Source organism: Halanaerobium saccharolyticum subsp. saccharolyticum DSM 6643 (assembly GCF_000350165.1).
In the GTDB taxonomy this organism is placed as follows: Bacteria; Bacillota; Halanaerobiia; order Halanaerobiales; family Halanaerobiaceae; genus Halanaerobium; species Halanaerobium saccharolyticum.
In genome coordinates, this window is the sequence record NZ_CAUI01000005.1 from 156,609 (window position 1) to 176,864 (window position 20,256).

The window sequence follows — 20,256 nt, forward strand, 5'->3', positions numbered from 1 at the left end:
TTATTAAATGTTAACAAAATTTAAAGCTGTTAATAAAGAAGAGATATATGAAATTTGGGATTGTACAGAAGAAGAATGGAATGACTGGAAATGGCAGGTGAAAAACCGAGTTACTGATGTAGAAAAATTATCAGAAATTATTAATCTAGAAAAGGAAGAAAAAGAAGAGATTAAAGAGGTGCTTGATAAATTCAGGATGGGTATTACTCCTTATTATGCTTCTTTAATGGACAAAGAAGATCCTAATTGTCCGGTCAGAAAGCAGGCTGTACCTACAATTAAAGAAACATATTTAAGTAATAGTGATATGGAAGATCCATTAGATGAAGATGCAGACTCTCCTGTTGATGGTTTAACCCATCGCTACCCAGATAGAGTATTATTTTTAATTACAGACCAGTGTTCTATGTATTGTAGACACTGTACTCGCAGAAGATTTGCCGGTCAAAATGATTCTGGGGTGCCTCTTGATAGAATTGATAAATGTATTGAGTATATTCGAAATACTCCAGAAGTTAGAGATGTTCTGCTATCAGGGGGAGATTGCCTTTTGATTTCTGATGATAAATTAGAATATATTATAAAAGAATTAACCCAGATTTCGCATGTTGAGGTTGTGAGATTAGGGTCTAGAACACCGGTTGTTATGCCTCAGCGAATTACAGATAAGCTTGTAAATATGCTAAAGAAGTATCATCCAATCTGGTTAAATACACATTTTAATCACCCAAAAGAAATTACAAAAGAAGCAGTTGAAGCATGTGCTAAACTTGCAGATGCAGGTATTCCACTTGGTAATCAATCAGTTTTAATGAGAGGGATAAATGACTGTCCAAATATTATGTTGGAGTTAGTACAAAAGTTAGTTCAGATTAGAGTCCGTCCTTATTATATTTACCAGTGTGACCTTTCAATGGGAATTGAGCACTTTAGAACAAAAGTTTCTAAAGGTTTAGAAATTATGGAATCACTTCGTGGTCACACATCTGGTTATGCAGTTCCAACTTATGTAGTTGATGCACCAGGAGGGGGCGGTAAAACTCCAGTTATGCCTCAGTATTTAATTAGTATGTCACCGACTAAAGTTGTTTTAAGAAATTATGAAGGAGTTATTACCACTTACACTGAGCCTCAATATATAGAAGAAGAATGTCAGTGTCCTGATTGTCAGGGTGAAAGTCCCAGAAAAATTGGAGGAGTTGCTGATTTATTAAAAGGAAAAGAAATTAAGTCATTAGAACCATCATATCTCAAAAGAAAAAACAGATAAATAATATCTAGGAGGTTATAAAATGAAAGAAGTTGTTATTGTAGAAGCTTTAAGAACTCCAATTGGTAAATTTGGTGGAAAGCTAAAGAACATATCTGCTATTGACCTTGGTGCACACGTAATTAAAGAAGTATTAAAAAGAACATCAATTCCTAAAGATAGAATAAATGAAGTTATTTTTGGCAATGTACTTCAGGCAGGACTTGGACAGAATCCTGCAAGACAGGCTGCTATTAAGGCTGGTATTCCTGAAGAAGTTCCTGCTGTTACCATCAATAAGGTCTGTGGTTCAGGACTAAAAACTGTAAATTTGGCTGCTCAGGCTATTAAAGCAGGAGACGGAGATATTTATGTAGTTGGTGGAATGGAAAGTATGAGTCAGGCTCCTTATGTTAATCAGAAAAACCGTTGGGGAGCAAAAATGGGAGACTTTAATATGGTTGATATAATGATCAAAGATGGTCTTTCCTGTGCTTTTAATGACTATCATATGGGTATTACAGCAGAAAACATTGCAGAACAGTGGAATTTAAGTAGAGAAGATCAGGACAAATTTGCTGCTACCAGTCAGCAGAGAACTGAAAAAGCAATGAGTGAGGATAAATTTCAGGATGAAATTGTACCGATAGAAATTCCTAAAAGAAGAGGGGATAACGAAATCTTTGCAAAAGATGAATTCCCACGCTCAGGAGTTACTAAGGACGGCTTAGCTAAACTTCGCCCAGCATTTAAAAAAGATGGAACTGTTACTGCAGGAAACTCTTCTGGTATCAATGATGGAGCTGCAGCTTTAATTGTAATGTCAAAAGAGAAAGCTGAAGAATTGGGTTTAGAAATTTTAGCAGAGATTGCTTCCTATGCTTCAGCCGGAGTCGACCCTAAAATTATGGGTACAGGACCTATTCCAGCAACTAGAAAAGCAATTTCTAAAATTGATCTAGAAATTGAAGACCTTGAACTTATTGAAGCAAATGAAGCTTTTGCTTCTCAATCATTAGCAGTAATTAAAGAACTCGGGTTAAATACAGATATTGTTAATGTAAATGGAGGCTCTATTTCTTTAGGTCATCCTATTGGAGCAAGTGGAGCTAGAATATTAATTACTTTATTACATGAAATGAAAAAAAGAGATTCTAAAACCGGTCTGGCTACCTTATGTATTGGTGGGGGACAGGGTGCAGCTACTGTAGTAAAGCGTAAATAGATTATGGAGATCTATTTATTTAAAATATATATATAAAATTCCAAAGACCAGCAGCCTGAATAGTTAGAGTTGATTCAGGCTGTAATTTTCACTCAAAACTTAGCTAGATATAAACATATAATAATTTTTATCTCAGTAAATAGGCAGTTAATATTTAAGCGTTTTGATGAAGAATCAGGAGGTAGAAAAATAGTGATAAAAGAAATCATTAATAGAGAAAATGTTGAAAATCTTTTGGCTGATTTAATTAAAATTCCCAGTCATTTCTTTAGAGAAGATGAAGTAATGGAATTTGTTTTTAAGTGGTTTAAAGATAAAGATTTACCAGTTAAAATACATAATTTTCATGAAAAAAAAATTACTGATTTTGATGGGAAAAATGTTGTCGGCAGCTTAAAAGGTAATGATGAAGGCCCTAAAGTTTTACTTAATGGCCACCTTGATACAGTTGAAATTTGTGAGGGCTGGACCAAAGAACCGCTGGGTGCAGAAATTGAAGGAGATAAAATGTATGGAGTAGGATCTCTGGATATGAAAAGTGGCTGTGTAGCTATAATGCTTGCCGTTGAAGCATTTTCTAAAACTGTTAATAATTTTAATGGAGAAATTTTATATACTTTAGTCAGTGATGAAGAAGGACCTTTTGGTCTAGGTACAGACAACTTAATACTTGATGGTTATACAGATGATGTTGATGTAGCAATTGTTCCAGAGCCCAGTTCTGGTTTTGCAGGAGAAGATTTTCCATGTCTCTGTTTGGGAGCTCGTGGTGGCTGGAAGTATAAAGTTAATGTAAAAGGAAAATCTGCCCATGGAGCAAATCCTGAAAAAGGTATTAACGCAATCAGTGAGCTTTCAAAGATTCTTTTAGAAATAGAAAATTCTGATTTACAGGGCCACGAAAAGTTGGGATCCGGTTCTATTTGTGTAATCGATGTCGATGGGGGAGGGGCACCATTATCTGTTCCTGATAAATCATCTTTTTCAGTCTTTAGACATGTAACTATCGGGGAAGATAAAGCCTATATTCGAAAAGAATTTGAAGAGGCAGTGAAAAAAGCTAAAATAAAGGGGACAGCTACTTTAGAGTTTAGAGATGCCCCTCATAAAAATTGTGATGGCTTTTTGCCTTATGTAGTTTCTGAAAGCAACCCATATACTCAGTCTTTTAAAAAGAGTGTGCTTGAAGTAACTGAATCTAATCCCCAGATAGCATATTTCTCTAGTGTAGGCGACTTTAATTATCTTGGTTCAAGAGTAAAAGTTCCAACCTTTGTTTTTGGACCGAATGGAGAAAATTATCACAGTGCAGATGAGTATGTTGAGCTAAATACAGTAGTAAAAACTGCAGAAGTTATATATGATTATTTAGTAAATATATTAGTTGATTAATCTATAAAGGGGGATTATCAGATGTTTAAAAAAATAGGTATTTTAGGTGCAGGAACGATGGGAAATGGAATTGCTAATGTTATAGCTAAAAATGATAATCAGGTAATAATGGTTGATATAGATAGGGATAATCTTGAAAAGGGTTATCAGAGTATAGAAAAAAATTTTAACCGTTCAGTAAAAAAAGAGAGAATGACTGAGTCAGAAAAAGAAGCGGCTTTAGCTAGAATAACCACTTCTACTAAAATGGAATCTTTATCAGATGTTGATCTGGTTATTGAAGCAGCAGTAGAAAATTTAGAGATAAAAAAAGAAATATTTACTAACTTAGATGAAATTGTTAAAGATGACGCTGTATTAGCAACTAATACTTCTGCTTTAAGCATTACAGAAATTGCAACTGTAACCGACAGAAAAGATAAGGTTATCGGAATTCACTTTTTTAATCCGGTGCCAATGATGAAACTGGTGGAAATTATTAGAGCTGCAGAAACTTCAGATGAATGTTATAATCAGGTAAGTGAATTTGTAGCTTCAATTAATAAAGAAGCAGTAAAAGTTAATGAGGCACCAGGTTTTGTAGTTAACAGAATTTTAATTCCTATGATTAACGAAGCTGTTTATATTTTACAGGAAGGTGTAGCTTCTGCTGAAGATATTGATCTCGCTATGAAGTTAGGAGCAAATCACCCAATCGGACCATTAGCTTTAGCAGATTTAATTGGACTTGATGTTTGTCTAGCTATTATGGAAACTTTACATGAGGAATTAGGAGAAGATAAATATCGTCCTTGTCCTCTATTAAGAAAGAAAGTTAGAGCAGAACAATTAGGAAGAAAAACAGGTAAAGGATTCTATAACTACTAAAAATGTATCAGCTGTCTAAGTGTTTAGGCAGCTGAGCTAAAATTATTTCTCAATATTTTTATTAAAATATAAGCTCAAATCTTAGGAGGAACAGTAAGATGAATTATAATAATCTAAATATTAAATTTGATGGCAGCTTAGCTATTTTAAAAATCAATAGACCAAAAGCATTAAATGCTTTAAATAAAGAAACACTTACAGAGCTTGAAATAGCAGTTGATGATTTAAATAATAATAAGGAAATTAAAGCTGTAATAATTAGCGGTGAAGGAAAAAAAGCTTTTGTTGCAGGTGCTGATATTTCTGAAATGAAAGATATGAATGTTAAAAAAGCTAAAGAATTTTCCTTACTTGGTCATCGAGTTTTTAATAAAATTGAAGAATCAAATAAAATTTTTATTGCAGCAGTCAATGGTTATGCTTTGGGAGGAGGTTGCGAATTAGCTCTTGCCTGTGATCTAAGAATTGCTGCTGAAACAGCAAAGTTTGGTCAGCCAGAAATTAATCTGGGAATTATACCTGGATTTGGTGGAACTCAACGTTTAGCGAAAATAGTTGGGAAACCCCAGGCACTGGAGTTAGTATTAACAGCAGAAAATATTGATGCTCAAAAAGCAGTTGAGTTAAAATTAGTTAATCGAGTTGTTGAAACTGATCAGCTTATTTCAGAAGCTAAATCACTTGCTCAAACAATTGCTCAAAAATCTGCTCCAATAATTTCTCTTGCAAAAGAAGCAGTTAATTTTGCTTTAGAACATCCAGCCGCAGAAGGTAGTAAATATGAAGCTAACTTATTTAGCAGCTGTTTTAGTACTCTTGATCAAGAAGAAGGTATGCAGGCTTTTTTAGAAAAAAGAAAAGCAGAATTTAAAAATGAGTAAGACTCTATAAAAGGATGAGATAATTATGTTAAAACTTTTATGCAATGCTGATATCTATACAATGGATAGATCTAATCCTATTGTTGAGAATGTGCTGGTTGAAAATGGTAAAATTGTTGCTCTAAATGTAGATAATAAGATTGAATATCAAAAAGTAGATCTTGAAGGAAAAACTTTAATTCCTGGTTTATGTGACAGTCACTTACATACTGTAATGTATGGCTCCGAATTAGATAAAATAGATTTAAGTGCTGCCAAATCAATTGCTGATTTAATAGAACTTGGAAAAAACCACATAGAAGATAAAGATTTAAAAAAAGATGACTGGATATTTGGTTGGGGCTGGAATCAGGAAAACTTTGAAGAAGATAGTTTACCAACAGCTAAAGATTTAGATGAAATTTCTAAAAATTACCCTATAGTTTTAAAAAGAGAATGCAGGCATGTTTTAACTGCAAATACAGCTGCTTTAAAAGCAGCAGGTCTTTATAAAAAAAATATAGCTAATAAGAGAGTTTATAAAGATGAAAAGGGTAATCCAAATGGAGTTTTGTGCGAAGATGCACAAAAACTAATTTTAGATGCCGCTCCGAAAACTACTGTAGAAGATATTAAAAATTATATTATTGACGCTTCTAAAAAATATCTAGAGTATGGATTAACTTTTGTTCAGTCTGATGATCTGGCTGATTCTAGTATTTCTTTTCACAAAACATTACAGGCTTACTTTGAATTAGCAGATAGTGGAAAGCTGCCATTAAGATATAACTTACAGCTTCGTTTAACAAATGAAAAAGATCTAAAAGAATTTATTGCTAATTATAAGACGGGTAATTATAATGATTATTTAACTCTAGGGCCTTTAAAAATTTGGGCTGATGGGTCTTTAGGAGCAAGAACTGCTGCTTTAAGAGAAAGTTATAACAATCTCGATTCTGCTTATGGAGAACTTTTATGCAGCAGAGAAAAGATGGAGAACTTAGTTAAAATAGCCTGTGAAAATAAGATGCAGGTTGCCTGTCATGCTATAGGTGACAGAACCATTGAACAATTTGTAGAAATAGTCGAATCAATGCAGGAAGAATATACCGATAATCTAAGGCACAGAATTATTCACTCTCAGCTTGCAGATTATCAACTGCTTAAAAGAATGAAAGCTACAGGAATTAATACAGATATCCAACCTGCATTCACAGCAAGTGATTGGGAAATAGTTGAAAACAGAATTGGTAAGGACAGAGAACAGCAGAGTTATTTATGGAAGGATATGATTGATTTAGGTATTAACACTGCTGGTAGTTCTGATTCTCCGATCGAAAAGCCGGATCCAATCTGGGGAATTAGCTGTCTGGTTAGCAGAAAAGATGAGCTTTTAAAACCGGAATTTGGCTGGCTGCCCAATCAAAAAGTAACAGTACAGGATGCACTAGAAATTTATACTAAAAATGGAGCTTATAATGCTTTTGTAGAAGATAAGTTCGGTCAGATAAAACCTGGCTATAAAGCAGATTTTAGTATTTTATCGCAAAACCCGTTTTATGTAAAGGAAGATAAGTTGAGGGAAATTGAAGTGTGTAATACCATTATTGATGGTAATCTAAGTAAATAATCATTAGTTTTGAAATAAATTTAATTAAAGCAATAAAGTAAAATTTGGAGGTAAAAAAATGGATTTTAATTTGAATGGTACTCAGGAAATGATAAAAAAAGTTGTTAGAGATTTCGCTGAAAATGAAGTTAAAGATATAGCTGCTGAAATTGATGAAAGTTGTGAATTTCCAAAAGAAAATGTGGAAAAAATGGCAAAAGCTAATATGTTAGGTATTCCTTTTCCAAAAAAATATGATGGAGCAGGTGCTGATACATTAAGTTATGCTATAACAGTCGAAGAATTATCCAAAGCATGTGCAACTCATGGAGTAATTGTTTCTGCTCATACTTCTTTAGGTGCTCATCCAATTTATCAATTTGGAAATGAAGAACAGAAGGAGAAATACTTAAAACCACTAGCAAGAGGAGATAAACTAGGTGCTTTTGGTTTAACTGAGCCAGATGCAGGTACTGATGCATCAGCGCAAAAGACTACTGCAGTATTAGATGGTGATGAGTATATAATTAATGGTTCCAAAATATTTATTACCAATGCTGGAGAAGCTGATACTTTTATTGTTTTTACAATGACTGATAAGAGCAAAGGAACAAGAGGAATCAGTGCCTTTATTATTGAGAGAGATACCCCAGGCTTTAAACTTGGTAAAAAAGAAAATAAACTGGGGATTAATGCATCAGATACCAGAGAGTTGATCTTCCAAGATTGTAGAGTTCCAAAAGAAAATCTTCTTGGCAAAGAAGGAATGGGTTTCAAAATCGCTATGGCAACATTAGATGGCGGTAGAATTGGAATTGCTGCTCAAGCTTTAGGTATAGCTCAAAGAGCTTTAGATGAGACTGTTCAGTATGTTAAAGAAAGAGAACAATTTGGCAGACCTATTTCTAAGTTCCAGGGTTTACAGTGGGAAATAGCTGAAATGGGCACTAAAGTTGAAGCTGCAAGATTATTAGTTTACAAAGCAGCAAAAGCTAAAGATTCAGGTCAGAGATATTCTAAAGAGGCAGCAATGGCTAAATATTATGCTTCAGAAGCTGCTGTATATGTTGCAAATAAAGCAATTCAGCTCCATGGTGGTTATGGATATATGAAAGAATATCCAGTTGAACGTTTATTACGTGATGCAAAGATTACAGAAATTTATGAAGGAACAACTGAAGTACAGAAGATGGTTATTGCAGATTCTTTATTAAAATAAATCTGATTTACTAACAGGAGGTAATATAATGAATATATTAGTATGTGTAAAACAGGTACCAGACACAAATGAAGTAAAAATTGATGAAGAAAAAGGAACATTAATCAGAGATGGTGTCCCAAGTATTATAAATCCAGAAGATAAGATTGCTTTAGAAGAAGCAGTAAGATTGAAAGAAAAAAATGGTGGGAAGGTTACTGTAATTAGTATGGGACCTCCTCAGGCTAAAAACGCACTTTTAGAAGCTTATGCGATGGGAGCTGACGAATGTATACTTCTTTCAGATAGAGCATTTGCAGGTTCTGATACATGGGCAACTTCTTATACATTAGCACAAGGAATTAAAGAGGCAGGAGAGTTTGAGCTTATTTTCTGTGGCCGTCAGGCAATTGATGGAGATACAGCACAGGTAGGACCCCAAATTGCTGAAAAACTAGAAATTCCTCAGATTACATATGTCAAAGGTCTGAAAGTAGATGGTAAAAAAGTTAAAGCAAAAAGAGCTTTAGAAGATGGTTATAGTGTTGTAGAAACTGAACTACCAGTATTATTAACAGTAATTGATGATCTTAATAAACCACGCTATCCTTCTATTTCAAGAGTTGTCTCAGCTTTCCAAAAAGAAGATTGTATTAAGGTTTGGACAGTAGAGGATTTTGAAGTTGATAAGACAAAGCTTGGTCTTGATGCATCTCCAACTCAGGTATATGATACCTTTGTGCCTACAAATGAAAAAAAAGGTGAAATCTTAGAAGGAAATAAAAAAGAAAAAGTTAAGAAATTATTAGAAAAATTAAAGATGGAACAGGTAATATAATTATAGGAGGAATAGTTGAATGCTGAAAATATTTGAAGATAATTGTGTCGGATGTGGAGTTTGTGTAAGTAACTGTCCATTTGATGCTTTAAAAATGGAGAATGATATAGCGGTTGTTGATTCTGAAAAATGTACTATGTGTGGAATTTGTGTTAAAGAATGTAAATTTGATGCAATGGAAATTGAAAAAGAAAACAAAGTTGAAAAACAAGAAATCTCAGGTTATGAAGGTGTTTGGGTTTTAGCAGAACAGAGAAACAATAAATTAATGGATGTTGCTTTTGAATTATGTAGTGAGGGTAGAAAGTTAGCTGATGAACTGGATACAACTTTATCAGCAGTTGTCTTAGCATCAAATATTAAAGAAGAAGCAAAAGAATTGTTTGCGTATAAAGCAGATCACGTATATATTGTAGAGGATGAAGAATTAAAAGATTATAGAACAGAAACTTATACATCTGTCATTTGTGATTTAATTAATGAGTTTAAACCTGAGATAGTTCTTTTAGGTGCTACTCACAATGGTAGAGATCTTGGGCCAAGAATTTCGGCTCGTTTAGATACTGGTTTAACAGCAGACTGTACTAAATTAGCAATTGATAAGGAAAGAGAAATTTTATTACAGACTAGACCAGCTTTTGGAGGTAATTTAATGGCAACAATTATTTGTCCTGACCACAGACCTCAAATGTCAACTGTAAGGCCTGGAGTTATGGAAAAGGCAGAGCCAGATTATTCTAGAAGTGGAGAAATCGAAGAGATTGAAGTAGACATTTCTGACAAAAATATCAAATCACATATTACAGATAGTGGTAAAATTATTAATCTAAAATCTGATCTATCTGACATTGATATTTATACTACTATTAAAGAAATTATCAAAGAGGCTAAGGGTAGTGTTAATCTAGAAGAAGCCGAAATTATTGTTTCAGGTGGTCGGGGTGTTGGCAGTCCTGAAAACTTCAAATTGATTGAGGAACTTGCTTCTGTTTTAGGTGGAGAAGTAGGTGCTTCCCGTGCTGTAGTAGATGAGGGTTGGATCGATAAAGCTCATCAGGTAGGACAGACCGGAAAAACAGTTAAACCAAGAGTTTATTTTGCCTGTGGTATCTCTGGAGCAATCCAGCACAAAGCAGGTATGGAAAACTCTAATTTAATTATTGCTATTAACACAGATGAAGATGCTCCAATTTTTGAAATTTGTGATTATGGTCTTGTTGGAGATCTAAAGAAAACTGTCCCAATGCTTAGTAAGGCTTTTAAAGATTTAGAATAATAAAAGTTTAATAAACAAAATAATAAAACCAGCAGGAAATTTCCTGCTGGTTTTATTAAGTAAAATATATATAATTACTAAAATAGTAAATTAATTATTCTAGATAGAAGTTAACTTTTAATGTGACTAATAATTGGAGGTAGAAGTATGAGGTATACTACAGATATACAAAATTTTAAGATTAGATTTGCAGAAAAAAATGATGTATCTCTAATTTTAAAATTTATTAAAGAACTAGCTGATTATGAAAAATTATTAGATCAAGTTGTAGCAACTGAAGATGTACTTTATAAATCCCTGTTTATTAAAAAAGAGGCTGAGGTAATAATTGGCGAATATGAACAAGAAGAGATTGGATTTGCTTTGTTTTTCCAAAACTTTTCAACATTTATTGGTAAATCTGGATTATATTTAGAAGATCTATATATTAAACCAGAAGTACGAGGTGAAGGGTTAGGAAAAGAAATGCTATCATTTCTTGCGAAAATTGCTAAAGATAGAAATTGTGAAAGATTGGAATGGTGGTGTTTAGACTGGAATAAATCATCTATTCATTTTTATAAGAGTATTGGTGCTGAGCCTATGGAAAATTGGACTGTATATAGGCTTAGTGGAGATGATTTAAATAATTTAGCTAAAAATAGTAAATGATTTTGAAAAATATTGCTTATAAATATATTTGAAACTGTTTTGTTTTCTCTGCTTTATATTTATTATTTTCAAAACTTTAAATATCTTGAGAGGTGAAAAAAATGAAATATCCACTTATTGATATTGATTTACAAAAATTAAAATATAATTTTAATGAATTAAATAAAAAATGTTCTAAAAAAAATATTAAATTAACTGTAGTTACAAAGGGCTTTGCTGGTGATCAAAAAATAATGAAAACCCTTATGATGGCTAATGTTAATAGTATAGCTGATTCTCGCTTAGATAATATCAAGGAATTCAGAGATTTAAACTATAATGGGGAAGCAATATTATTAAGAATTCCCAAAAAGTCAGAAATAAAAGAGGCTATAAATTATATTGATTGTAGTCTTGTCAGCGAGAAAGAAAGTTGTATTTATTTATCTGAAGAAGCTAAAAAAATAAATAAAAAAATTGGTGTTATAGTTATGGTGGATATTGGGGATCGAAGAGAAGGAGTAATGCCTGAAAATTTAATGAATTTTATAAAAGAAATAATTAAATTTCCAGGGATTTATTTAGAGGGAATAGGAACGAATTTAGGCTGTTATGGTGGTGTTATTCCTGATCTAAAAAACACTCAAAAAATTATAGAATTAAAAAAGGAAGTAGAAAACGAACTGGGAATTGAAATTAATCGTCTTTCTGGTGGGAATACTGCTACTACCAATTTATTTGGACAGGGTTTACTAGAATCTGAAGTTAATAATTTAAGAGTTGGAGAAGCAATATTATTAGCTAATGATATTACTAATCAACGTCAAATAGAATATTTAAAAAGAGATGTATTTAAAGTCAGAGCAGAAATAATTGAATTGAAAAAAAAGCCTAGCTTGCCATCAGGATCTCAAGGATGTAATTTTAGTGGTGAAAAAGTACAGTTTAAAGATAAAGGGATCGTCAAAAGAGCAATTTTAGCTATAGGTAGTCAAGATATTGATCACAGTTCTTTAATACCTGAATTAAAAGGAGTAGAAATTTTGGGCAGTAGTAGTGATCATTTATTAGTAGAATTAAGTAATTGCAAAAAAGAATTAAATTATGGAGATGTATTAAATTTCAAATTGGGTTACAGTGCTTTATTAAGAGCAATGACTTCTCCTTATGTAAAAAAGAATTATTTATATTAAATAACAAATATAAAGGTGTGATTGTTATGATAAAAATTTCAGCTGATAATTTTATTTATCAAATGGCTGCTAAGAATGAGCTGGTAGCTGAAGTTCTTTCTGGAGATAAAGTATTATTTGAGACAAATGACTATTTTAAAAATCAATTAAACCCCAATAATCTAAATTTAGATAAAGTAAATTGGAATCAAATAAATCCAGCCCAGCTACTGGGCCTCTAAAAATTAAAAAACCTAAAACTAAATTAATAGAAATTAAAAATAATAAAGCAACTTTTAATGAAGTGATACAATTAGACTTAAACCCAATGATTGGAGTAATTGGAGTTGCACCTTCTAAAGAAAAAGGGTTAATCCCATGTGATACTCTTGACTCTCATGGCGGTAATATGGATGCTAAAATAATAACTGAAGGTTCTACTTTGTATTTACCGGTCTTGGCAGAAGGTGGTCTTTTAGCTTTAGGTGATTTGCATGCATCTATGGCAGATGGAGAAATGGTTACAGGGCTCGAGGTAGCAGGGAGGTAACATTAACTGTTAGCTTAATTAAAGAAAAATTAATTCCTAATCCAATGTTAGAAAATGAAAAATATTTATATACAATTGCTTCTGAGGAAGACATTTATCAGGCCTGTAAAATTGCTTCGAAAAATATGTTTTCTTTTTTAAAACAAAAAATTAAAATTGATGAGACAGAATTATTAATGCTAATGGGGTTAATTTGTGATATTGAAATTTATCAGGTTGTTGACCCAAAACTAACAGCAAGAATCAAAATAAGAAAAGATAATTTGAAAAATTTTAACCTGAATTTTTTATAGATTAATATTTTAAATCAACCGGGAGTGATATTAATGAAAATTTTTGTTATTAACTGTGGGAGTTCATCTTTAAAATATAAATTATTTGATATGAGAGATGAAGATGTTTTGGCTGAGGGGATTATTGAAAGAATTGGAATTGAAAATTCATTTTTGCAATATGAAACAAAAGAAGGAACAGATATTAAAATTGAGCATGAAATACCAACTCATAAAGAAGGGATAGAATTATTAATTGAGACACTTCTTTCTGATGAACACGGTGTTTTAAAAGATATGGATGAAATTAAAGCAGTTGGTCATAGAGTTGCTCATGGGGGAGAAAAATTTGCACATTCTACTTTAATTGATGATGAAGTAATGAAAAAAATCGAGGATATTTCTGATTTAGCTCCACTTCATAATCCAGCAAATTTAATGGGGATTGAAGTTTGTAAAGAATTAATGTCTGAAACATCTCAGGTTGCTGTATTTGACACAGCATTCCATCAAACTATGCCAGAAGAAGCATATACTTATGCTCTTCCTTATGAATATTATGAAAAATATGGAGTAAGAAGATACGGATTTCATGGTACATCTCATGGTTATGTAGCTAGAAGAGCTGCTGAGATGATGGACAAAGATTTTGAAGATCTTAAAATTGTTACCTGTCATTTAGGAAATGGAGCTAGTATTGCTGCTGTTAAAAATGGCCAATCAGTAGATACAAGTATGGGTTTTACTCCACTAGAAGGTTTGGTAATGGGTACACGATGTGGAGATATTGATCCAGCAATCATTCCATTTATTATGGATAAAGAAGATATGACAACTTCTGAAATTGATGGTGTTTTAAATAAAGAGAGCGGTCTTTATGGAGTATCAGGTGTTAGCAGTGATATGAGAGATATAGAAGAAGCTGCTGATAATGGTAACAATCAGGCAAGAGTTGCTCTAGACATTTTTAACTACCGGGTTAAAAAATATATCGGATCTTATTCAGCTGCTATGGGTAGAATAGACGCAGTAGTATTTACAGCAGGTATCGGTGAAAATGCAATTGAGACTAGAGAAGAAATTCTAAGCGGTTTAGAATATATGGGAATTGAACTTGATAAAGAAGCTAATGATTGTAGAGGAAAAGAACAAATAATTAGTACTTCTGATTCTAGAGTTAAAGCAATAGTTATCCCAACAAATGAAGAGTTAGTAATTGCTAAAGATACTGAAGAAATTTTAGGGAGGTATTAATTATTAAGTACTCTGAGAACTTTAAAATAAAGCTGATTAGTATATTAGTTGTTGTATCGATTTTACCGCTAATATTTGCAGGAGGATATTTTTATTATAAAGAAAAAAATACAATTACAAATAATATATATGCTAATAATCAAAATATAGCTAAAATAGTAAATGAAGAAATTAACAACTATTTGTATAATAATATTAAAGCATTAAAATATCTGGCAGATAATAATATAATGATCTCTAATAACAGTAATTTAATGAAAGATATTGTAAAAAACTTCAAAAATCATTTTCCAGTTTTTGAAATTGTCTATAGTACTGATAACAAAGGGATTTTAAACGCTAGTAGTACATCTGTTAAAGTTGAAAATTATAAAAATTATAATTATAGTGATCGAGATTGGTTTAACTATCCTCTTGAAACTGGTAAAGTTTTTTTATCATCTTCAACATATATTTCTACTCAAACAAATCAGCCAGTTATTACTATTTCTACTCCAATTGAAAAAAATGGAGAGGTTACTGGAGTTTTAGGAGGCGATATTAACTTAAATAAGTTACAGGAAATTATCATCAATACAGATGTTGATAATGATGGCATTATTTTTTTAGCAGATGGAGAAGGAAAATTAATAGCACATCCTGATTTTGATGAAAGGGTACTTAAACAAGAGTATATGAATGATAATCCTTTAGTTAAGAGCGGTTTAAATAAGAATAGTAAAACAATAGAATATTCAACTAAAGCCGGAAATAGAGTTATTGGAAGCTCTAGTAATATAGAAAAATCAAACTGGGCTTTAGTAGTTCAACAACCTGTGGAAACTGCTTTTAAACCCTTAAAAGATTATGCAAAAAGTATTATCCTATTTATTTTGATTTTTATAATACTAATTACAGTTCTTTCATATTTAATTGGTAGTAAAATTGTAAAACCAATAACTATGGCAGTCAATTTTGCTCAAAAAATAGCCAATGGTAATTTAGATATTAATCCATTAGAGGTAAATAGAAAAGACGAAATTGGCGAATTATCAAAATCATTAAATAATATGAAAAGCAGCCTTAAAAATACCATTGAACAGGTGGCTAAGACTTCGTCTCAATTAGCTGCTTCAAGTAAAGAATTATTAACTTCTGGAGAAGATGTAGAAAAGTCAGCTTACCAGGTAGGTAATTCAATTCAGCAGGTAGCATCTGGGGCAGAAGAACAGTCTGCTCAGGTGGAACATAGCAGTATTCAGATTGATAATCTTATTAAAGATATTTCTGATGTTAAAAAAATGTCAGATGAGATGAATATACAGGCAAACAATGTTATTAATGATATTGAGATAGGTAATGATTCAGTTGCAGAATCTATCTCAAGTATTAAAATAGTAAAAAATAACACTGAGGACGTTTCAACTGATATTAATAAATTAGGAAATTTATCAAGTAAAATAGGAGATATAGTTAAAATGATTAATGATATTTCTTCTCAGACTAATTTATTAGCTTTAAACGCTGCTATTGAAGCTGCTAGAGCTGGAGAAGCTGGTAGAGGGTTTTCTGTAGTTGCAGATGAAATAAGACAGTTAGCTGAAGAATCTGAAGAAGCAACCGATCAAATTAGTAAGCTTGTCAATCAAATTCAATCAGGGGTAAATAATGCACTTACTGGAATGAATGATGCAGAAAAAGTAGTTGCAAAAAGTGTTAAGTCAATTAATGTTATGGGTAGTTCATTCGAAAAAATAAATAATGTATCTAAAGAATTATCTAATTTAATAAATCTAATTGCATCTAAAGCAGAAAATATTAATCAAAATGGTAAGAATGTAAAAACATCTATTAATGAGGTGGCAGCTGTAAGTGATGAAGCTGCAAGTAATTCGGAAGAAGTAGCAGCTGCCAGTCAGGAGCAGAGTGCTGCTACAGAAGAAATAGTTAATTCAGCTGAAGAATTAGCAGTAATAGCAAATGAATTGGCTCAACAAGTAGATAAATTTAAAATTTAATTAGCTAAAGCCGTATAGTTTTTAATTTAAGAATATATAATTAGAACAATAATGATTAGTTAGAATATTATAAATGATAAGAGGTGATTAAAATAAAAGGAATGATTCAGGTTTATACTGGTAATGGAAAAGGTAAAACAACAGCTGCTTTTGGATTGGCTATTAGAGCTGTAGGAGCAGAAAAAAGTGTTTTTATAGGTCAATTTGTTAAAGGCATGAGATATAGCGAGTTGAAAAGTTTAAAAAGAATTGACAGAATCAAGATTTCACAATATGGATTAGATTATTTTATTAAGGGAAAAACAGATAAAAAGAATATTGGTGAAGCACGAAAAGGGCTGAAAGAAATTAAAGAAATATTGAAATCAGGAAAATATGATTTAGTAATATTAGATGAGGCAAATATTGCGGTTTATTATAATTTGTTTTCTGTAGAAGAGTTGATTGATGTCATAAATGCTAGAGCTCAAAATGTTGAGGTAGTGATAACAGGCCGTTATGCAGCCAAAGAAATTATAGAAAAAGCTGATTTGGTAACTGAAATGAAAGAAATAAAGCATTATTATAATCAAGGACTAGAGGCAAGAGTGGGAATAGAAAAATAAATAAATATTAAATATAAAGACCTTTAATATAATAATTAAAGGTCTTTATATTTTTATTAAATTAAATTGTTATTCCATGCAGGATTTTAAATGATTTAACTATATTGCGCATTAAAATCTGATTGGTTACTGTTCCGACACCACCTGGAACAGGAGTAATTGCTTTCACCTTTTCGGCAGCTGAATCAAAATCGACATCTCCTAGTAACTTACCATCAATAAAGTTAGTCCCTACATCAATGATTATAGAATTTTCATTTAACATTGTCCCTTTTATCATTTCTGCGCTTCCAACTGCTGCTATAACAATATCAGCTTGTTTTAATTCCCATTCTAAATCTTTAGTTCGAGAATGGCACATTGTTACAGTAGCGTGTTTTTGCTGCAGCAAAATGGAAACAGGTTTACCAACAATATTGCTTCTGCCAACAACAACTGCTCGCTGACCCTTGATTGGAATATCATAATAATCTAAGATTTCCATGCAGGCTTCAGCTGTGGCAGGATTTAATGTTTCAAGACCAACAAAAAGTTTGCCTAAAGAAGCAGAAGTAATTCCTTCAACATCTTTTTGGGGGTTAATCATCTCTAAACTGTCCTTTAAATTTTTGGGAAGTGGCTGTTGGACCATTATTGAAGTTATTTGAGGATCTTGATTTGCTTTTTTTAATATTTCTTTAAATTTACCAGGTTCTTCTATAAACTGCTGATATTCAAATTCAATTCCGATATTTTTGCAATTTTTTTCTATTCTTTGAGCATAGGCTTTGCTTGCCTCATCTTCTCCATACTGTAATACAACTAAATGAGCTGCTTTACCTGTTTTTTCTTTTAATTTTTTCACTTCTTCAATCAGATTATTTTTTATCTTTTCTGCTATTATTTTACCATTTAATTTTTTCATAAATCTACTCTCCTACTTTTAGATGTGTTATCGAAAAATTTAAATTATTTATTAGCTAGTTCAATAATTTCTTCTTTGAGGCGTGAACTTTCATTTTTTAATTTTAAATATTCACTTTTAATATTTTCCTTATATTCCTGATCATCTAAGCTTTTAAGGTTTATTTTAATATTTGCTATTGCACTACCAACTGCTGCATCACCTATATAGGCTGCTACCTCAAAATCACTTGCCAGCATTCTATTTCCAATTTCACTAATTTCTAGACTGAGGCGCATTAATCTAACTGCCTTTTTGGTCATATCCATTGAAAATTCTACAGCATCTTGACAGACTGCTTTAACTTTGTTTTTGTCTCCAGCTTTATAGCTGTCTAAGATATCTCCCAGAATTTTACTGTCTTTGTCAATCATTAAAAGCATTTCTTTTTTTAATTCTTCACTTTCAACAAGAATTTCTTGGGCTTCAGTTTCAACATTAGCATATTTTTCTTTACCTATCGTTAAATTTGCTATGAAACTTATAACTGCAGCATTTAAAGCTCCACTTAAGGCTGCTGCACTGCCGCCACCAGGAATTGAGTTGCTTGAGCTTAAATCATTCAAGAATTCTTCGATAGTCTTTTGAGCATACATAATAAAACTCCTTTCTAAAATATATTTGCATAAATTAAAATATTAAATTATCCTTATATTAGGTTAATTATATTAAAGGAAGCGTCTATAAACAAGTATTAATTTGCTTTAAGCAGTTATCTTAATTATTTTATCAAAAAATTAATTTAAATATTATGAGGGAAAAGGTGTTTATATGGAAATTTTAAGTCAGTTAAAAGAAAAAATTATAAGTGCAGTTTTATATTATTATATTGATTTTGTTTATAAAACTAGTAAAATTGAAAAAAAAGGGAACCTGAAATATCTAGAATCTGACTATCCAGACAAATTTGTTTTATTTATCTGGCATGGTGATAGCTATTGTTATTATCCGTTCTTAAAAAGAAAGAAATTAAATATTGTAACAACTCAAAATAAAAGAGGGGGAGTAATTACTCGAATCAGTAATCATTTTGGTTATGATGTTTTGAGACTGCCAGATACTGCTGCTGATGGTAACTATATGTTTCAGTTAAAAAGTCAAATTAATAAAACAAATAATGCGAATCTAGTTCTTTCAGTTGATGGTCCTGAAGGACCTGAACATCAAATAAAAGACTTTGCTATTATTATGGCTCTTTTTTCAGATAGAAAAATACTTCCTTTGACTGTTGATATAAAACACAGTGTAAGTTTGAAGAATAGATGGGATAAATTGAAAATCCCACTACCATTCAATAAAATAACTATTAATGTAAAAAAACCTTTTAAAATTGAAAGAAAAGATAGAAAAGAAAAGTTTAAATCTTTAAAAAAGGAAATTAAGAAATCAATGGAAAATTAAGAAAAAAACAATTCAATCTAAGCTCCTGCTCTAAATATTTTTGTATATTGTTGATATTTTTTGAATTTATTTTCACTTAAATTTTCATCAGTTATAACTTCGTTTATATCTTTAAAATCTGCTATTTTATAGAACGAAGCATTATCAAATTTGTTGCTTTCGCTCAAAATATAACTCTGATCACTGCATTCTATCATTGCTTTTTTGCTGCTTGCTTCAATTGGGCTGGCAGTTGATAATGCTAGATTTAAATCAATACCATTTACACCTAAAAAAGCTTTATCAAAATGCATTTCTCTAATCTGTTTTTCAGTTATTGGCCCCTCTATAGTTCGAGCTATATGAAAATAATCCCCTCCCAAAACAGAGATATCATAATCATTTTTATTGCTTAACTCCACAATTATATCAACAGAATTTGTAACAATTTTTAAATTTTTAGCTTTTATTTTTTTTGCCATTAAATAAGTTAAAGTACTGGAGTTTATTGCAATTATCTCACCGTCTTTTATCAAATTAGCGGCATATTTAGCAATTGCTGTTTTTTCTTCAATGTTTTCCTTAGTTTTTTTAAGAAAATTATATTCATTGTTAAATTTGTCAATTAAAACTGCTCCCCCATGTGTTCTTTTAACATAGCCTTTTTTTTCTAGTTCATCCAGATCGCGTCTGATAGTTGACTCTGAAACATTAAAGTTATTTGATAATTTTTTAATAGTAATAGTTTTATTTAAATTTAGTTTGTTAATTATTTTGAGTAGACGTTCTTCTTTTAGCATCTAAACCTCTCCTTTTTTATACCTAATTATAATTTTAACAATTCTTTTAAATATAATCAAGAATTATGATATTTTTTGCAATAAATAAACTTTAAAAGCTGAATAAATGCTAGTTATTGAAATATTTTGCTCAAAAACT

Annotated in this window: 21 protein-coding genes; 18 read left to right on the plus strand and 3 right to left on the minus strand. The window is 31.4% G+C overall.

Features of this window, described 5'->3' with window-relative positions:
• The first annotated feature begins 7 nt into the window (after positions 1-7).
• The 17 genes from kamA to cobO all read left to right on the plus strand — a co-directional run bounded on the left by kamA (position 8) and on the right by cobO (position 16,994).
• A complete protein-coding gene (kamA, locus tag HSACCH_RS01205; RefSeq protein ID WP_005487240.1) occupies positions 8-1,270 on the plus strand; it encodes a lysine 2,3-aminomutase in 1,263 nt (420 codons plus the stop codon).
• A gap of 22 nt (positions 1,271-1,292) precedes the next feature.
• The gene (locus HSACCH_RS01210; RefSeq protein WP_005487241.1) at positions 1,293-2,474 is read left to right on the plus strand and encodes an acetyl-CoA C-acetyltransferase; all 1,182 of its coding nucleotides are present in this window, start codon (positions 1,293-1,295) and stop codon (positions 2,472-2,474) included.
• Positions 2,475-2,666: 192 nt separating this feature from the next.
• Positions 2,667-3,866, plus strand: coding sequence for a M20 family metallopeptidase (locus HSACCH_RS01215; RefSeq protein ID WP_005487242.1), 1,200 nt, complete (start codon positions 2,667-2,669; stop codon positions 3,864-3,866).
• 21 nt (positions 3,867-3,887) lie between these two features.
• Positions 3,888-4,733, plus strand: a complete 846-nt coding sequence (locus HSACCH_RS01220; protein ID WP_005487243.1) for a 3-hydroxybutyryl-CoA dehydrogenase — start codon at positions 3,888-3,890, stop codon at positions 4,731-4,733.
• Between the two features lie 98 nt (positions 4,734-4,831).
• A complete protein-coding gene (locus HSACCH_RS01225; protein WP_005487244.1) occupies positions 4,832-5,614 on the plus strand; it encodes an enoyl-CoA hydratase-related protein in 783 nt (260 codons plus the stop codon).
• 25 nt (positions 5,615-5,639) lie between these two features.
• A complete protein-coding gene (locus tag HSACCH_RS01230) occupies positions 5,640-7,223 on the plus strand; it encodes an amidohydrolase (RefSeq protein ID WP_005487245.1) in 1,584 nt (527 codons plus the stop codon).
• Positions 7,224-7,281: 58 nt separating this feature from the next.
• Positions 7,282-8,421 (plus strand): acyl-CoA dehydrogenase, encoded by a 1,140-nt coding sequence (locus HSACCH_RS01235; protein ID WP_005487246.1) that lies wholly within the window; start codon positions 7,282-7,284, stop codon positions 8,419-8,421.
• A gap of 28 nt (positions 8,422-8,449) precedes the next feature.
• Complete coding sequence (locus HSACCH_RS01240; protein WP_005487247.1) at positions 8,450-9,238, plus strand: electron transfer flavoprotein subunit beta/FixA family protein; 789 nt, start codon at positions 8,450-8,452, stop codon at positions 9,236-9,238.
• Positions 9,239-9,257: 19 nt separating this feature from the next.
• A complete protein-coding gene (locus tag HSACCH_RS01245) occupies positions 9,258-10,514 on the plus strand; it encodes an electron transfer flavoprotein subunit alpha (protein ID WP_005487248.1) in 1,257 nt (418 codons plus the stop codon).
• Positions 10,515-10,661: 147 nt separating this feature from the next.
• The gene (locus HSACCH_RS01250; RefSeq protein WP_005487249.1) at positions 10,662-11,165 is read left to right on the plus strand and encodes a GNAT family N-acetyltransferase; all 504 of its coding nucleotides are present in this window, start codon (positions 10,662-10,664) and stop codon (positions 11,163-11,165) included.
• Between the two features lie 101 nt (positions 11,166-11,266).
• Entirely contained in the window at positions 11,267-12,337 is a 1,071-nt protein-coding gene (locus HSACCH_RS01255; protein WP_005487250.1) for an alanine/ornithine racemase family PLP-dependent enzyme, read from the plus strand.
• Between the two features lie 26 nt (positions 12,338-12,363).
• Positions 12,364-12,558, plus strand: coding sequence for a hypothetical protein (locus tag HSACCH_RS14080; RefSeq protein WP_005487252.1), 195 nt, complete (start codon positions 12,364-12,366; stop codon positions 12,556-12,558).
• Entirely contained in the window at positions 12,519-12,866 is a 348-nt protein-coding gene (locus tag HSACCH_RS14085; RefSeq protein ID WP_005487254.1) for an acetamidase/formamidase family protein, read from the plus strand. Before HSACCH_RS14080 ends, HSACCH_RS14085 begins: the two co-directional genes overlap by 40 nt.
• A 44-nt stretch (positions 12,867-12,910) precedes the next feature.
• Positions 12,911-13,159 carry a hypothetical protein gene (locus HSACCH_RS14090; RefSeq protein WP_005487255.1) on the plus strand — a complete coding sequence of 83 codons (249 nt, stop codon included), beginning with the start codon at positions 12,911-12,913 and terminating at the stop codon, positions 13,157-13,159.
• Between the two features lie 33 nt (positions 13,160-13,192).
• Positions 13,193-14,392 (plus strand): acetate/propionate family kinase, encoded by a 1,200-nt coding sequence (locus HSACCH_RS01265; RefSeq protein WP_005487256.1) that lies wholly within the window; start codon positions 13,193-13,195, stop codon positions 14,390-14,392.
• 113 nt (positions 14,393-14,505) lie between these two features.
• Positions 14,506-16,389: a methyl-accepting chemotaxis protein gene (locus HSACCH_RS01270; RefSeq protein WP_268741832.1), complete on the plus strand. Its 1,884-nt coding sequence runs from the start codon at positions 14,506-14,508 to the stop codon at positions 16,387-16,389.
• A 101-nt stretch (positions 16,390-16,490) separates the two neighbouring features.
• Positions 16,491-16,994: a cob(I)yrinic acid a,c-diamide adenosyltransferase gene (cobO, locus tag HSACCH_RS01275; RefSeq protein WP_005487258.1), complete on the plus strand. Its 504-nt coding sequence runs from the start codon at positions 16,491-16,493 to the stop codon at positions 16,992-16,994.
• 61 nt (positions 16,995-17,055) lie between these two features.
• Here the strand turns inward: cobO and HSACCH_RS01280 are convergent, their stop codons facing one another.
• Positions 17,056-17,898 carry a bifunctional 5,10-methylenetetrahydrofolate dehydrogenase/5,10-methenyltetrahydrofolate cyclohydrolase gene (locus HSACCH_RS01280; RefSeq protein ID WP_005487259.1) on the minus strand — a complete coding sequence of 281 codons (843 nt, stop codon included), beginning with the start codon at positions 17,896-17,898 and terminating at the stop codon, positions 17,056-17,058.
• Between the two features lie 44 nt (positions 17,899-17,942).
• Positions 17,943-18,533, minus strand: a complete 591-nt coding sequence (locus tag HSACCH_RS01285; protein WP_005487260.1) for a cyclodeaminase/cyclohydrolase family protein — start codon at positions 18,531-18,533, stop codon at positions 17,943-17,945.
• Positions 18,534-18,708: 175 nt separating this feature from the next.
• Here HSACCH_RS01285 and HSACCH_RS01290 point away from each other — a divergent pair, with 175 nt between their 5' ends.
• Positions 18,709-19,338 carry a lysophospholipid acyltransferase family protein gene (locus HSACCH_RS01290; protein ID WP_005487261.1) on the plus strand — a complete coding sequence of 210 codons (630 nt, stop codon included), beginning with the start codon at positions 18,709-18,711 and terminating at the stop codon, positions 19,336-19,338.
• Between the two features lie 17 nt (positions 19,339-19,355).
• Here HSACCH_RS01290 and HSACCH_RS01295 read toward each other — a convergent pair whose 3' ends face one another.
• Positions 19,356-20,117 (minus strand): DeoR/GlpR family DNA-binding transcription regulator, encoded by a 762-nt coding sequence (locus tag HSACCH_RS01295; RefSeq protein WP_005487262.1) that lies wholly within the window; start codon positions 20,115-20,117, stop codon positions 19,356-19,358.
• Between the last annotated feature and the right edge of the window lie 139 nt (positions 20,118-20,256).